Source organism: Hungatella sp. (assembly GCF_046966825.1).
The window spans coordinates 1-15,965 of the sequence record NZ_JBKVCZ010000093.1; the positions used below are offsets into that span (position 1 = coordinate 1).

Annotated in this window: 17 protein-coding genes; 5 read left to right on the top strand and 12 right to left on the bottom strand. The window is 42.1% G+C overall.

Annotated elements, in window-relative coordinates; genetic code table 11:
* Positions 1 to 608: 608 nt before the first annotated feature.
* From ACLTD4_RS23185 to ACLTD4_RS23240, 12 genes are all read right to left on the bottom strand, one after another.
* Entirely contained in the window at positions 609 to 1,022 is a 414-nt protein-coding gene (locus tag ACLTD4_RS23185; protein WP_181988683.1) for a secondary thiamine-phosphate synthase enzyme YjbQ, read from the bottom strand.
* A gap of 4 nt (positions 1,023 to 1,026) precedes the next feature.
* The gene (locus ACLTD4_RS23190) at positions 1,027 to 2,166 is read right to left on the bottom strand and encodes an SIS domain-containing protein (protein ID WP_117622939.1); all 1,140 of its coding nucleotides are present in this window, start codon (positions 2,164 to 2,166) and stop codon (positions 1,027 to 1,029) included.
* A complete protein-coding gene (locus ACLTD4_RS23195) occupies positions 2,150 to 3,583 on the bottom strand; it encodes a sulfatase (protein ID WP_117622938.1) in 1,434 nt (477 codons plus the stop codon). The genes ACLTD4_RS23190 and ACLTD4_RS23195 overlap by 17 nt, the downstream gene beginning before the upstream one ends.
* Positions 3,583 to 4,419 (bottom strand): carbohydrate ABC transporter permease, encoded by an 837-nt coding sequence (locus tag ACLTD4_RS23200; protein WP_117622937.1) that lies wholly within the window; start codon positions 4,417 to 4,419, stop codon positions 3,583 to 3,585. The genes ACLTD4_RS23195 and ACLTD4_RS23200 overlap by 1 nt, the downstream gene beginning before the upstream one ends.
* 12 nt (positions 4,420 to 4,431) lie before the next feature.
* Positions 4,432 to 5,295 (bottom strand): carbohydrate ABC transporter permease, encoded by an 864-nt coding sequence (locus ACLTD4_RS23205; RefSeq protein WP_117622936.1) that lies wholly within the window; start codon positions 5,293 to 5,295, stop codon positions 4,432 to 4,434.
* 56 nt (positions 5,296 to 5,351) lie between these two features.
* Positions 5,352 to 6,755: an ABC transporter substrate-binding protein gene (locus tag ACLTD4_RS23210; protein WP_412331587.1), complete on the bottom strand. Its 1,404-nt coding sequence runs from the start codon at positions 6,753 to 6,755 to the stop codon at positions 5,352 to 5,354.
* A 65-nt stretch (positions 6,756 to 6,820) separates the two neighbouring features.
* Positions 6,821 to 8,281, bottom strand: coding sequence for a sulfatase (locus ACLTD4_RS23215; RefSeq protein ID WP_117622934.1), 1,461 nt, complete (start codon positions 8,279 to 8,281; stop codon positions 6,821 to 6,823).
* A 28-nt stretch (positions 8,282 to 8,309) separates the two neighbouring features.
* Positions 8,310 to 9,005, bottom strand: coding sequence for a ribulose-phosphate 3-epimerase (locus ACLTD4_RS23220; RefSeq protein ID WP_117622933.1), 696 nt, complete (start codon positions 9,003 to 9,005; stop codon positions 8,310 to 8,312).
* A 655-nt stretch (positions 9,006 to 9,660) separates the two neighbouring features.
* The gene (locus ACLTD4_RS23225) at positions 9,661 to 10,689 is read right to left on the bottom strand and encodes a LacI family DNA-binding transcriptional regulator (RefSeq protein WP_117622932.1); all 1,029 of its coding nucleotides are present in this window, start codon (positions 10,687 to 10,689) and stop codon (positions 9,661 to 9,663) included.
* A 138-nt stretch (positions 10,690 to 10,827) separates the two neighbouring features.
* On the bottom strand, positions 10,828 to 11,244 hold the full coding sequence (locus ACLTD4_RS23230; protein WP_117622931.1) for a hypothetical protein: 417 nt from the start codon (positions 11,242 to 11,244) through the stop codon (positions 10,828 to 10,830).
* A 51-nt stretch (positions 11,245 to 11,295) separates the two neighbouring features.
* Positions 11,296 to 12,087 (bottom strand): TatD family hydrolase, encoded by a 792-nt coding sequence (locus tag ACLTD4_RS23235; RefSeq protein ID WP_117622930.1) that lies wholly within the window; start codon positions 12,085 to 12,087, stop codon positions 11,296 to 11,298.
* Positions 12,088 to 12,256: 169 nt separating this feature from the next.
* Entirely contained in the window at positions 12,257 to 13,033 is a 777-nt protein-coding gene (locus ACLTD4_RS23240; RefSeq protein WP_117622929.1) for a hypothetical protein, read from the bottom strand.
* A gap of 242 nt (positions 13,034 to 13,275) precedes the next feature.
* Here ACLTD4_RS23240 and ACLTD4_RS23245 point away from each other — a divergent pair, with 242 nt between their 5' ends.
* From ACLTD4_RS23245 to ACLTD4_RS23265, 5 genes are all read left to right on the top strand, one after another.
* Positions 13,276 to 13,530, top strand: coding sequence for a hypothetical protein (locus tag ACLTD4_RS23245; protein ID WP_055658187.1), 255 nt, complete (start codon positions 13,276 to 13,278; stop codon positions 13,528 to 13,530).
* A 185-nt stretch (positions 13,531 to 13,715) separates the two neighbouring features.
* Complete coding sequence (locus tag ACLTD4_RS23250; protein ID WP_022031632.1) at positions 13,716 to 13,862, top strand: hypothetical protein; 147 nt, start codon at positions 13,716 to 13,718, stop codon at positions 13,860 to 13,862.
* Positions 13,863 to 14,153: 291 nt separating this feature from the next.
* A complete protein-coding gene (locus ACLTD4_RS23255) occupies positions 14,154 to 14,738 on the top strand; it encodes a helix-turn-helix domain-containing protein (RefSeq protein WP_412331588.1) in 585 nt (194 codons plus the stop codon).
* On the top strand, positions 14,735 to 15,190 hold the full coding sequence (locus tag ACLTD4_RS23260) for an MFS transporter (protein WP_243008354.1): 456 nt from the start codon (positions 14,735 to 14,737) through the stop codon (positions 15,188 to 15,190). The genes ACLTD4_RS23255 and ACLTD4_RS23260 overlap by 4 nt, the downstream gene beginning before the upstream one ends.
* A gap of 81 nt (positions 15,191 to 15,271) precedes the next feature.
* Positions 15,272 to 15,964 (top strand): hypothetical protein, encoded by a 693-nt coding sequence (locus ACLTD4_RS23265; protein WP_243008353.1) that lies wholly within the window; start codon positions 15,272 to 15,274, stop codon positions 15,962 to 15,964.
* Position 15,965 lies beyond the last annotated feature (1 nt).

Genomic DNA, 15,965 nt, shown 5'->3' on the forward strand with positions numbered 1-15,965 from the left:
GTAGCGCGCTCGGCTGGGGGCCGAGAGGTCGCAGGTTCAAATCCTGTTACTCCGATTCACACAAAAGTGCTGGATTTCCTTAATTTATAAGGGTTCTGGCACTTTTTTTGTACGAAAACGCTTCATTTTTTGAAGACAACTATTATTGGCGTAGAGTATTGACGTTTTCTTTACCCAACGGTTCATCTTATACAGTGGGACTTAATTTGCAGGCTACTTTAGAACAAATTACGGATAAGATAATCACCGACGTGATAAAAGGATTTAAAGGAGGAATTATTTTGGATATTATAAACTATTTAATGTAAATGATAAAATATTTTGACAAGATGATAATCTATTAGCATGCCGTTTCTATGCAAAATTTGGTTTTGTAATTAGCGCAGTTATTACTTTGCTTTACAAAAACTTTGTAGCAAAATGCAAATATAGAGCCGGGATAGATCCCCGGCTCTATATCTGTAATGGAGCATTACATCTGCTAATCGCTTTGCTACCATATGCTTGATTTTATCGCTGTGACTGACTTCTTAGTTAATCTCGATGTATTTTAGATGCTTTAGATAATTTATCAGCCTGTCTATATATCTCACATAATAAAAATATTCTCATGCCTCTTTTATAAGCTTTATATAGTATTCGCGGTTACGTGGACCATCAAATTCGACGAAAAAAATCCCCTGGGAATGGCCTCGTAACAATTTTCCACCCGTAATAATCATAGATATACTGCAGTTCATCAAAGAACACTTCACATGTGCCGCAGCGTCGCTGGGGGTATCAAACTGATGTTTAAAGTCTATTCTTGTTGGTATTAAACGATTCATCTCATCCTGAAGATCATCGAAACATTTCGGATCGTGATAATTCGTAATTGTAAGACCGGAAGTAACACTGGGCGAATATACAACACAAAGCCCCGTCCAAATACCACTTTCTTGTACATATGCTTCGATTTCCGATGTCAGTTCTGTGACACTGAATTTATCTGATCGAAAGATCCCTCTTTTTAAATATTCCAATCTGTCACCTCACTATGATAATTTCACTATTCTTTACAGACTCACCGCCTTTGCAAAAACTCCATGGACCTTTACAGCCACGGCCGTCTTCTTCCCCAAGCATATCCATCATGTATCCAAGCATAAGATTTACTGGAATAAACTGAGTGAGAACAATCCCGAAAGAAAATTTTCCTGACGGCACACGGATTGTTTCAATTTCAGTTTCAAAATCTTGCGCAGTCCCATCTGTTATTAGCACGCATGGTCTTCCTAACTGATGTATGTACTTAAGAAGTTCCAGGTTTCGACTCATGGCTGGTGACTTGACACTGGCAAACACTACAGTCGCAGTCTGATCCAGTTCCCGTATAAAAAAATTGAGATGTAGCCATTCTTCGGAATCAACATACATCGCAGCTTTTCCAATAGCCTCAAATACCTTCGCCTGGCAATACCAGGCCGTACCATATTCAGGTCCCGATCCAATAAAATCAAAGGCCCCCAAATTTCGCCAGCGCTTTGCTAAAGAATATGCAGCTTCATCAATTCCCGCCAATGACTCCTCCAAACGTCCCCCCATTCCACGTAAGTCGCGACGCTGCTCCATGGCATCATCCATGGAATATAAACCACGGACCTCTCCAATACGGACAGCCAGAAGTAAAAGTGCTATTAAATCCGCTGCATAGAACCGTGTTCCGGGTGCACTGGCAAAGTCAGGAACTTTCATTGGAAGCAGTTTCGTACAGAGTTGGGCAATACGCGAATAAGGTTTTCCTGTAATCCCTAAAACAAATGCTCCCAATTTTACTGCCCTTTCTGCCGCCTCGCAGACACGCGAGCACTCTCCAAAATCGCTTATAGCAATGATAAATGGGTTCCCAGGCAATTGCTCAAACTCATGTGTAGGATAGAAGCGGCTTAATTCCATAGCTGTCATGACTTCCGTAGGAATATGAGTATACTCCTCAAATGCCTGTTTAACCGCCAGCGCGGCAGCATGAGGGTCACCACAGCCTGTAAGAATTACCTTCTTAATAGAATAAATCTCTTCAGTAGTCAATAATGTTCTTACCACTGGCTCTAAATAGTCATATTGATCTTGTATTAATTCCGGCAGACTGTATATCTGCCTGTACAGAGCATTATCTTCCTTCTTCATATATTGATATCCCTCCCCCACTCTTTAGAACATTATATTCAGCCAGCTCCAAATACTCCTGCCCTAATAACAGGATCCCCGTTTTCGGATCTCTTTTCCCATAGTCAAATGGATCATTCGTATCTCTTAGCCACTGCTGCAGCCTGTTTTCCATTCTTTCTCGAATATCTGTATACGCCTGATTATAATAAAGATTTTCCAGTTCATACGGATCCTTTTGTATATCGAACAGCAAAGACGGCATTTCTTTCTTCCACCATCTCGCATAAACATACCTGTCTGTCCGAATCCCCCTCCAGTACCCGACCCATGGACCTCTTGCCGGCCAGCCCTGACCCAGAATCTGGAAAAATACAGAGTCAGGATCAGCCCCCTTTTGACCGGTAAACGCATGGGACAAATCATTTCCTGTCACACTGTCCGGAATGTCAATTCCACACATAGCCAAAAGAGATGGCATGACATCTACACTGTTAAACAGTATACTGCTTCTATTACCTCCGAATATTTTATCAGGATACCGCATCACAAAAGGTATATGAACAGATTCTTCATATGGAGTGGCCTTAGACGCCCGTTTCGTATGATGGAGCCATAGATCTCCAGGTTTTCCATATCCGTGCGCCCCAATATGATCTCCATGGTCTGAGGTAAAACATACAATCGTATTGTCACGCATTCCCAGTTCATTAAGCTTATTTACAATCCGTCCAAACTGAGTATCTACTCCTGTAACATTAGCATAATAAAGAGCCAGTTCTTTTTTTTCAAATTCTTCCATGGCTTTTGGGACATTAGGTGGAACCTGGATATCCTCCGGATTATATATTTGATACTCTTCCGGACAAAATTCGTATGGCCAATGCGGGGGAATACAGCTAACGACCAGAAAAAGCGGACGTTCCGGGGACATTTTTATATGATTCTCTAAATAGTGAATTGTCATATTGGCTTCTTCAACCGGCTCCCAGTCAGACATCGCCTTCGGTCCCTCATCATTTTCAAAGTATGGAACGCAAGACGTACTCTTATCATCATCGATATTATATGCTGCCATATAATCAAACCCATACCGTTTTTCTTCTGGATATGGTCCATACCCCAGATGCCATTTTCCAATATAGGCAGTACTGTATCCTGCTTTCTTCAAGCATTCTGGCAATGTAGGAATATCAGTTCTTAACTTGTATTCATTACATATCACCCCATTCTGGTGCGCATACTGTCCGGAAAGCAATTGTCCCCTATATGGAGAACAAATCGGACAGGATGAAAATGCCTGCTCCATCACCACCCCCTCAGCAGCAATTCCATCAATATTTGGTGTCTTCACTACCATGTTTCCATAGCAACCCAAAGCAGAATGGCGTAACTGATCAGCAATAAAAAAAACAATATTTGGTTTTCTCGCCGTCATTATCCTTTAACTGCCCCTCCTACAATTCCTTCAATAAAATATTTTTGTAAAGCTAAAAAGAAAATTAAAATAGGGCCTATTAACATTAGTGCACCTGCCATCATAACGCCCTGGTCCTGTGTATACGTTCCATTCAGAGACAGAAGTCCCATCGGTGCTGTATAATTATCTTTTCCCTGGAGGAATGTACTTACAATAAGATAATTTTTCCACACATTCAGTCCAACAACTATACTTACAGTAATGAATGCCGGCGACATAAGAGGCAGCATAATCCATCGTAATACCTGTATTGTACTTGCCCCATCAATTCTGGCAGCGCTTTCCAGATCATCCGGTATGCTTAAAAATGCAGTCCGCATAAGAAAGACCGACATTGGAATATTGGTCGCTGCCAGAATTACACTGACCGCATATATGTTGCCCACCAATTTTAATTTTGCATAAATAAAAAATAGCGGAAACAAAAACAACTGAAGCGGGATTGTCATAGAAACCATAAAATAAATAATAAACGGAGATGTATGCTTCATGCGGTTTCCTGATAATGCATAACCTGCCAGAAAAGATGCGAAGACCGCAATTATGACAGAACATATCGTCATCAAAATACTGTTTTTAAAACCTACAGCCAGATTTCCAGCTTCCCATGCTGTTTTAAAGTTAGCAATTTCTATAGTTGTCGGGAACGATAATGGATTTTTCACGATCATGGCATGTGGCTTCATGCTATTAATGACAACCAGTCCAACAGGACCTATGGAAACTATGGTCAGCAGGATCAGAACCATATGAATCCCAAACTTATTTGCAGTCTTTTTTATTCTGTTTATCATTCTGGCCCTCCATTAATCATTCTCATGACGGCTCATCCAGGTGTATACCCCGGAAAAAATCAGCCCCAGCATACTCATGAACAGAGAAACGGCCGCCGCTCTTCCCACCTGATAAGTGGAAAACGCAAACGTATATGCATATGTACTCAACATTTCAGTCGCATGTGCCGGACCTCCATCTGTCAAAATTTTTATATAATCGAATACTAGAAATGCCTGAATCATAACCATCACCAGCATCAATTTAAAAGTGGGTTTAAGTGTTTCAAAATAAACATATCGAAACAATTGCCATCCATTGCATCCCTCTACCTTCGCCGCTTCGATCTGATCCTGGGGGGTCTGCCTCAGCGAAGAAACATATACAACGCTTAAAAATCCCCAGTAATTCCAAATTGCCACTCCTGCTACTCCATATAGTGCAGTATTCATGCTTGACAACGGCGAAGAAATAGCAACACCCTGTTTTTTCAGAAAACCTATCACTCCAGCCACTGGGCTGTATATAATATTCAACCATAACATTGCATTGACAATGGGGGCCATCACATATGGAACCAGATAAGAAACCTGGTAGATGCTCCTACCCTTTTTACAGTATAGAAGCAATCCAGAGCTCAACAGTCCCAGGGATACAGGAATAATCAGGAATAATAACATCCACTTAATATTATTGAAAAGAGCCATCCAAAAAATTTCATCCTTAAAAAGTTCTCTATAATTATCGAGTCCAATGAATGTCGCCTGAAAAATATTCTGAACCCCATTCCAGTCTGTGAATGAAGTAAAAACTGTCAGTATACCCGGAACCAATACAACGCATACACTTAGTAGTAATGCTGGAAGCAACAATAAACAATTTGTTTTTCGATACATAGTCTGTCTCCTAAAAAAGATGAAGGAAATCTTCCACACCATCTGCAGTCAACGGGTTACTCAGGTATTCCTGGCACCGGCGTAGGAGGCACCAAGCCTTTCTTTAATTCAACCTGGAATTCTTTATCAGCACGATCCAACAGTTCCTCTGCCGTACTCGTGTCATTCCAAACCATATCAATATCTGCAAACACGTTATTCGTAGCAGACGGATAAAATACACCAGTAATATAACCGAAGTTTCCTTGCTCTACCGCATTAGAGACCCGCATGACAATGTCACAAAAAACCTCTGAAAGCCCTTCCATCCGATCCATATCGAACTGTGGATCCTTTAGCGGAATTCCCCAATACCCAGGCCAGCTTTCCGTCATGTCATTCATAAAATCATTGTTCATCATTCGATCCAGAATTGCTGCGCATTCATCTTTATATTTTGAATTTGCGTTGATGGAAAAAGTTGCGGTTCCTCCCAAGCTATAGGTTGGATATGGGATATCCGAATTTCCTGATGGAAATGGTATAAATCCCAGATCATCTGCGGTATCTCCATTAAAATAAGTAGAGGCAAATTGACAAACGATCGACAATCCGAAGAAGAATGGAGCTCTCTCATCTGCCAGGAGCTGCATCGCTTCGTTGTAATTCAAATTAATGTAGTCCGAACATAAATATCCCTTTTTATACCATTCAGCCGATGTATTAATGGCATTGACCATTGCCGGATTATTCCAGCTTTCCTGTCCTGTCAAACATTTATATACTACATCGGATCCTGCAAAATGGTTAATAAATAATGAGGCATAGGCAAGATTTACCGGTTTCCAGCCTTTACTTCCCGTAACGCTTCCATACATACCTTTTTCCATAGCCTCATCCATAATACTGACTACCTCATCAATCGTCGTAGGAACTTCCCAGCCATTCTTTTCCAGAACTTTCTTATTATAGAATATACCAATTGTGCTCAGTGATAAGGGCAGCGCATAAAGCGTATCATTTACCGTACATGCTTGATAAAGCGGCTTGATCAGTCTGTCTTCCCAGCCATACTGCTCCGAATACTTGTCCAACGGTTCAAATCTGCCGGCTTCTGACATTGGCTTAATAAAGGCCGGGCCTGATCCATATACAATATCCGGTCCTTCACCCGCTGACAGAGCTACAGAAATATCGGTATCCACATTACTGCGATACTCAATTTCAATCATATACTCATCCTGACTCTGATTGTATGCCTCCACCAGATTTTTGTTTAAAGCTTCCTGATGTTCAGGCGGAGCCCCCCAAAACCATATACTTATTTTCTTCTTGTCCCCATTTTTTTGCGAGACTACAGCTTCTGATGTCTTTTCCTTCTCATCTGCAGCCGTCTCTGTAACCTCAACTTTCTTTTCCGATCCGGCACTTTCGTACGTCCCCTTAGAATTCCCGCATCCTCCAAGCGTAGAAACCACCATACAGACTGTTAAAAAACATGCAAACCCCTTTCTCATTTTTTTCCTCCTTTTATTTTTTAATGAGCTTATTGTAATCCAAGACGCTCATACTGCTCCGTAGGTGCCTCATTCTCCTGCATACATATTCGAAGTAACCCCAGCATCCTCTCTTCCTGGATCTCGTCCTGAATCGGCCGCTCCTGCATAGGATCAGTGATTAGGTCAAACAACAGTGAGCCGAACTTTCTATGATCACTGCATTTAAAATAGATTCTTTTATCATATCTTTCGTCCGATGGGATTTTCATAACCGGAGTATACTCTGTAAATGCAAATTCTGCTGTTGGCATTTCCATCTGTTTTAGTTCCTCTATCCTGAACATACTTTTGATTCTGGCAGGCATTAAAGTGTATTCAAACAAAGGGGTATTTTCTTCATTCTGTGAACACCTCATATAGACGTACTGCCCATCTGTCACACAAACATGCATCCCATGATATCCAAAAAGCGCCGCATCTCTAAACTTCTGATCCAACTGAGCTTTCAAGAGGTCTTTCCCCTGCATATGTTTTCCTTTATTTACCCCAAACAGTGAAAGTATGGTTGGTGCAATATCAATTGTTTGTGCCAACGCGGTACTCCTTACCCCTCTCTTCTTTACCCTTGGATCCCATATGAAAAATGGTGTATTTACAATTTCCTCGTATGGAGGCATATAATTTTTCCCTACATGACCTTTTTCCCCCAACATATACCCATGGTCGGTATTAACAATTACCATAGTATCTTTCCACAACTCATATTTATCAAGCAGATCCAATATTTTTCCGAGGTATACATCACACATGGTCAGTAATGCCTGATAGTTAATCACCGCTTCCTGAATATTCGTATCTCCCTGATCAACCAGCGGCATATTCTGCGGCCAGTCGAATGCAGGTTTTTCGTCTGTATACATCTTTACGTATTTTTCGGGTACAAAATATGGTTCATGCGGATCAAAGTATTCTACCTGTAAAAACCAGTTGTCCTGATCATGATTTCTTTCTAAAAAATCCAATGCCTTTTTGCAGACCCTAGCATGAAAGTGATCCTCCTCATTTAACATATATTGACGGTTAATTTTATCCTGTCTGATTGAATCGACGCAATCATAATGATTTGCCTCACCTATCCAGGGATCTCCTTCCTGCCCCCGTACAAGCTCATACGTTGTAAATCGATTATGATACGTAGCACCTCCATCTTCCCAATAATGACAGTGGTCCGTTATCAGGTGTGTATATATGCCATGATCACGAAGCATTTGTGGCATTGATTCATCAAAGGGTTCCAATGGTCCCCAACTTCTGTGTAAAAAATTATACCTTCCAGTATGTAATTCTCTTCTTGCAGGCATACACGGAAGACTGCCTGAATGGAAGCAGTCAAAGGTAACGGAATGGTCTGCCAGCCGGGCAAAGTTAGGTGTTATGACCTTATTATTTCCATAAGATGATAAGAATCGCTTATTCAATGAATCATACATAATCATTAAAACTTTCACTCATAAGTCCCCCTTTTGATAGATTCCCTTAACTTATACGCATTGCTTTTTCTACTGTTTCTTTAAACTCAGCATAATTTTGACGGACTCCCCTGCCACCTTCTTTTTTGAAGACACCAAACGCACCTGACACCAACATATCTGCACCATTTAAAAGACATTCGACGGCCCATATGTCATTAATTCCGCCATCTGCTTCTATTAAAAAATTATAGTTTTCATGAATTCTGATTTGATCTAATTCCTTTATTTTTTTAATAGTACTCATCAAAAAATTCTGACCAGCGAAACCTGGTTCGACCCCCATAACTACTACATAGTTTAGGTATGGAAGCACCGATTTTATATCATTTACAGGGCAATCTGGATTTAAGGCAATTCCTCCCATTATGCCGCAGTCGCTTATCTGTTTAAGAAGCTGCTGTGGAAAAGGGACTGTCTCATAATGAAAGCATACATAGTCCACACCAATATCCTTCAGATCATAAATATAATCCTGCGGATTTGTAACCATAAGGTGGACATCCTGCAAAAAACAGTAATTTTCCTTTATAGCTTTTATCAGGTCTAAACTAAGACAAAGGTTATGAACATAATGGCCATCCATAATATCCAGATGAATGATCTTCCCTCCCTCTTCCTGCAATATATCCAGATCTTCTTTTAAATTTAAAAGATTTGCGCATGCAATCGTCGGATTAATAAGTAACTCCCTATTCCTCATATATTTATTATACCTTTCCCAGAATTCTGGCAGATCATTTACGCATAATTATGCTTTGATTAATTATTAACCTATTATTTTGTTATATTGGGTTATTTTATCGCATTTTTATTAAATTATTCACCTATCTCATATTATAATATAGTATTAATAACTTGTCAATTATAATTCTTTCATTTTATTTTATGCATTTTGTACATTCTTTCAGATAAAATATTTTTCGTTTTTAACCATATCCCTATTCTTTTCTTCAATCATGACCACCTGTCAAACGGATGGTTTGCTCTGCGGCGATAAGCCTTTGTTACTGGTTACGTCTCAAGGCGCTTCATATTGCAATTACATTCATTGACCAGTCTATGTTATGATTGCAGCTATTACTTTTATGATGATTCGTTATATCAACCTCCGGCTTAATTACAGATAAAAAATGGAACCAATGCACAAATACTCACATTGTTTACATATTTATCTTTACCAATTTAATTGCTTAACTTCCACCGCGCACCCGCATAGCGGGTGGTTTATATTTCGCGCCTTGAGCGCTCAACTGGCTAAAGCCATAATATAAAGAAGAGCTTATTACGATTGCAGTTCAAATCATAATAAGCTCTTCCTTATAAAAACTATAATCAAACAGATTCACAGAATCGACTTAATCAAATAGCATACGCACAGAACCTCTTTCAGTTATTGTTGGCGTATAAAGGTAATCTTTCGGACCAGTTTTATTGATGCCGCCAATTCGTTCAATCAGCAACTCGCAGGCTCTCCTTCCCATCCATTCAGCAGGCTGATTTACACTGGTCAAGGGTGGTGAAAGTATATTACCAAACTGCAAATCATCAAATCCAATGATTGATAAATCATGAGGGATCCTCAGTCCTTTATCTTTTGCATATTGATAAATCCCAAAAGCCATCACATCATTACTGGCAAACACCGCTGTAACATTTCTTTTTAGAAGATATTGGATGCCAGAAATTCCTGATATAAGGTCAAAATCTCCCTCGAAGAAGCAGTCAGCCATATTACTCAATCCGTTATTAATCAATGCTTCTCTAAATCCTTCAAATCTTTTACGCGCGCAATAAGAAGTTAAAGGTCCCGTTATACAACCAATTTTTTTATGGCCGTGTTTAATCAGATATTCCGTGGCCAGTAAGCCTCCATAATAATTATCTAATGTTACAAAATCACAAAAAACATCCTTGGCTGCTCTATCAAGCAACACTTTGGGTATTTTAGTCTCACTGAACATCTCAAGTAATTTTAAATTATTTCCATTCTGATCAATATCAATCGTAGGTACAAGAATTATTCCATCGACGGCTTTCGACAGTAGGAATGTAATATAAGATAAACATTTATCTGATTTATTATCAGCACTTCCTATTAACGTACCGTACCCCATCTGATAGGCATATTTTTCTATCCCTGTAGACAGCAACTGAAAAAAATTATTATTCATATCCGGAATAATCACACCAATATTTTTAGTAACCGACGTTTGAAACAGTTCCGAGGAATGGTTCGGAATATAATCTAACTCCTTTGCAATTTTTATAATTTTCTCTTTGGTATTCGTAGAAATGCGGCATGGTTTATTATTTAGAACCATTGAAACTGATGCGGTCGAGACATTTGCCATACGAGCAATATCCTTAATCGTAACCTTAGTCACTTAACACACCTTCCTCTTCCGTATACTGGAATTCTAATATCTTTGTTTAATAATACTAACCACAATACTTTTAGTCAAGTATTTTAATATCTGCGGAATCAAATTAAAGCAATCCGCATAAAGCACCCTGCACACGTTTTATTTCCCGCTAAGCTCCCTGATCAAATCATTCAGGGTGCATACCCGTCCGTTTTGATCCTCCAGCGAATACGTCTCCTGGTTGGCCTTCTTCGAGAAAAATTTAATCAGCTCCTCGAGGCTGTTCAGCAGAACGCCTTCCACCTCACACTTATGCCAGAATACGCCGGACTTGTTCACTGTAAGAAATGCCTCCTCGTATAAGGTATCGCTTAACGGCGTGCAGGAAAACCCGCACATTTTATCTTCTGAGATGCTCTCTGCCAGATCTTTATTTACGATCTCACCGTTTGTCCCAGTACAGAATTGGTAAAGCTTATCTGTAATCTCCGGAAACCATTCTTCTTCCCAAAATTTCTTAAACTCCTCGCACTCTTTTTTTCTCTTTCTGTTTACTATATAATATGTAGTTGACATTGGTTTCCTCCCACATTTTATTTCACTGCATATGACAATCCATTAACCAGTTTATAGATTGAAAAACTGCCTGGTATTTCTAAGCGCTGCCTGCTCCACGGCTTCAACGTCTGTATTTTTGACTGCGGCGATCTTTTCTGCCACATACTTTATATTTACCGGAACATTTCGCCGCGGTAGCCCCTTGATATTCAGCGGCGTCAAATAGGGCGCGTCCGTTTCGATCATCAGCCGGTCGAGGGGGATGCTTTTGACGGCCTCCACCACTTCCCTGTTCCTCCTGTCATCACAGATCCAGCCTGTGATTCCGATATAACACCCCAGCTGTAAATACCGGTATGCCGTTCCCCTTGAACCGGTAAAACAATGCACAACGCTTCTCCGGCACAGCTCCTGATGCTGTTTCATCAATTTTATAAAGTCCTGTTCCGCGCTCCTCTCATGAAGAAAAAGCGGCAGTTCCAGGCTCTCGGCAATGTCGAGAATATCCGAAAAACACCGTTTCTGATTTTCCTTAGTGGAGAACATTCTGTCGTAATCCAGGCCAGCCTCCCCCACAGCAGCCACAATTCCGCGGTTGCGCTGAATCAGCTCCAACAGCTGTCTCTTATAATTCTCGTCCCATCTGTCGGCATTGTGCGGGTGAATCCCGCAGGTGCACCATGCATACTCAAATCTGCTTTTTTTCAGATAATCGACCGCTGCCCGGTCTGATTTTAGATCCGTTCCCGTCACGATAAAGCCGACACCGGCTGCAAACGAATCCGCTGCAACCGTTTCCCGGTCTGAATCGAACTGCTTTCCCATCAAATTTAATCCTATATCAATATATTTTAACTCCATGTCGTTCCTTTCGGGAATGATACGGTATCATTCCAATCCTTATCTTTTCGTCAGAGGAAAGCAAAGCTCGAGACCCGGCAGGCAGTTACTTCCATATGTATGTTCCTCCCCCATCATTTTATACACAAATAATCCCAGCCGGAATCCTCGTAAAACTTCAAAAAGCCCGTTACCTCATATTTTTAAATGGTTCATCACTACCGCATTCCTGGCTCAGCGGAAACAGTTCCTGTTCAATCATCTCTTTAAATGAAACATAATAATTTTCAAAGCATTCAAAACACGCCGCATTCTTCGTGCAGTGAAGGCATTCAAAGGATTTCAGCGAGCCGTATTTGTTCAATATAAAACAGCACAGCTGATGGTATGCGCCGCCTAACAGCCAGGTATTGACCCGGAGCAAATCACGCAGGATCTCCTCCTTTGCCTCAATGTCTGCAGGCGTATAAAGGGGGATAAAGATGCTCGGATGAATATAACTGTTGGATCCGCTCTCAACCTGGTCGATTTTAGCCATCTTCTCATCATCAGTAATCCGGCCTAAGCCATGATCTTTTGCGATATCCCTCTTGCTGATGATCGTAAAATCACCTTTAAACGCATATTTCTTATAAAGATCGTCGTATCGGTTATTCTTTTTATCATTCATATACAGCAGAACAGATATATAATTCTCAGCGTTAATCAAATTAAACATGTCAAAAAACGCTTCCACGGAGTTCCTGGTATTTCTCCTGACCGGCAGGAAGCCGAAGCAATCCACATCTACATTGTTCTCTCTCAGATATTTCATATTGGCCTGGAAATTATCTTTTATTAAATAAAACAGCAGATAAATCTCCTCCCGCAGCACTTCCGGATACAGCTTCGCCGTCTTCATAACGGCAAAATCCAGATAGTTCATCAGGTTATATTCATCATAAAATACCGGATTAAAAACGTGCATGGAATCCTCCTGTTGTGGACGATATGGTTAATTATACCATAAATATCCATTTTATGGTTACAAATATGTGCGGTAATGTATAAAAGCGTGCACAAATGTTATTTTTACGCCCCAAATCTGTTCCCTCACCCTATATTATCTGCCGCCTGTACGAAAATATAGCGACAAATTATGTAAAATAGGAATCGACAATTCAACCAGAAATGCATATACTGTACTAACTAACGTTCATGAGGTGCCCCATGCCAGGCGGATGGTCTTATCAGTCATATCTTACGCCATATGACTCCTTCATATTTTTTAACGCAATCGGAAGACATAACGATTTCTTCTATACTCCCATAGCCGTAGCAACGCAGGTAGTAAATGGAACCAATTACAAATTCATGACAATCGCAGAACCGCAGACGGAAGATTTAAACCCACAGTTTGCTGTCGTAGATATTTATCAGCCACTAAACGGTGAAGCGTATGTAACCAGTATAACCATGCTCTAGTTTTTCATAACTGGAGCATTCCTCTTATCCTGAATGGTATACTCAGAACTACCAAAATAAAAAATGCCGGAGTCCTCTAAAAAAGGATTTCCGGTATTTTTTACATTGTAATTTCAGTCAAATTCTCTTCCACAATCCGTATATCTTATCCTCTCACTACACATCCTAACCAGGAGGTGATGAACATGTCCTATATTGCTCCCGCCGTCCAGGCCAAATTCGAGACGCTTTCCATCGATTTGAAAAATGAAATCCTGGAACGGAACGTGCAGATTAACACGATCTACGATCTTATCAACGTTCTGCAGGAAATCGTGAACGAAGGTCAGTAATCATATGATCCGCACCCAGAATCCGGACCGGAACCCCGATAAGCAGTTATCGGCTCCGGTCCGGATTTTTTATACATCTGTTCTGTCAAATCTATCTCAAAAAAGCACAAAACAGGAGGCAAATAAGATTTATAAATCCATCTTGACATTACATAATATGTAACGTTATAATAAAAATAACATATAGTACAAAAAACATCTCTACAAAAGGAAAAACGACACCGCCACGCCCCATCGGAAGATTCTGTTCTTTCGGTCTGCAAAAAGCGGTCTGCCGTAAAGGAGGATCTTATGTCAGAACGAAAAATGATAACACTCGCCACCCGTAAACAAATGGATATCTATATGAACCCGCAGCGTCAGCGCCTTCTAAAGGCCCTGGAAGTAAGCGGTAAGCCCATGACCCCCAAGCAGCTGTCAAATGTCTTAAAGATATCGGCTTCTTCCGTCTCGCTCCATATCAGGAAGCTGGAGGAACTGGGCCTGCTGGAGCTGGACCACACGGAATCCATCCATGGAATCCAGGCGAAATACTATAAAAAGCTTCCGGTCTCCGTCTCCATAGGCGGGAATCTGGATGATGATTTAAGGGAAGAGCGCTTCTATCTGTCGGATTATATCATGACGGAACTCTGGAATGGTTTTAAAGACCGCCTAAAGCGGGCGAAAGATAAGTCTGATGTGATGACGACCGGAGATTTTACCAGCGGAGTCGTCCATTTATCGAAAAAAGATGCGGAGGAGCTGTACCACTTAATCCTGGATTTCACCGATACACACTCGGTTCCGGGCGAAGACACGATTCCCTGGGACTTTGGTCTGGTGGCATATCCCCACAGTCCGCTTCCGGACGACAAGGAGGAGCAGCCATCATGAAACGAAGCCACATCCTGTTATTTGGGGCCAATGCCTTCGGTACCGGACTTCTCGCACCGGTACTCTCCCTCGTGCTCTTAAGCCATGGCGCCACCCTGGAAAACCTGTCGCTGTGCATCGGAATCTTTGCCGTCATGGTCGTCGTACTGGAACTCCCCAGCGGAATTATGGCGGATTTGATCGGAAGGAAACGAATCTACTTACTGTCTGCCTGTTTCATGATGGCAAACTACATCCTCCTTATGTTCAGCAGCCATTTCCTCATGCTGGCCGCCGCGTGCGCCATGCAGGGTATCGGCCGTGCTTTCAGCTCCGGCTCCATCGAGGCTCTGGAGATCGAGACGTATCTCCGGGAGCAGGAGGGCCGGAATCTGGAAAAGATCAACAGCACCATGGCTGTCACCGACAGCGTCGGCCTGGCTCTCGGGTCCATTACCGGCGGTGTCCTGTGATTTCTGGACGGCTCCTATAGTCTTCTCCTGATCCTGGCTCTGGCCATACAGGCGCTCATCCTGTTTCTGGCCGCCTGCTTTGTGAAGGAGCCTGCCCGCAAAAGGAGCCCCCTTTCCCCCGCCCTCCAGTTTAAGGAGCAGCTCCGGGGCCTGTATCACTCCCTCCGAAACAGCCTTTCGGTCATCACCATTGTTCTGATGTCTGCCGCCTACGGGCTACTTCTCTGTACCGTCGAAGTCTACTGGCAGCCGACGCTCAAGACATTTCTCCCCGAGCAGCTGGGATGGATCTTCGGTGTGGTCACCTGCCTGGGCTACTTAGGCGTCACCATCGGCAGTAAAGCGGCCGAGGCAGCCATGCAGTCCAAAAAAGCAGTGCTCACACCACAAAAGAGCTGGCGTACATACTGGATCCTGCGTTTCCTTCTTGTGTTAAGCGTCGCCGCCCTGGGATTTACCCACCGGGTCTGGCTGTTTCTGGCCCTCTTCGTCCTGGTCTACATTGTGTTGGGCGCCGGGAATCTGATTGAAAATACAGTCTTCCACGAGGCCGTCGGCAATGACCAGCGCGCAAGCATGATGTCGGTTCTCTCCCTGTCCCTGCGGGCCGGAGGGCTGGCCGCCTCCGTACTGGGAAGTCTGATCGTAAGCGGTCTTTCCCTGTCGTACGTCTGGCTTCTGTTTCCTCTGTTTTCAGCACTCACCATTGGCGGAATCATGATTTTCCACTACCGGGCCGGAACGCGCCGCCACGCCGCCGAAGCTGGCTGTTAAA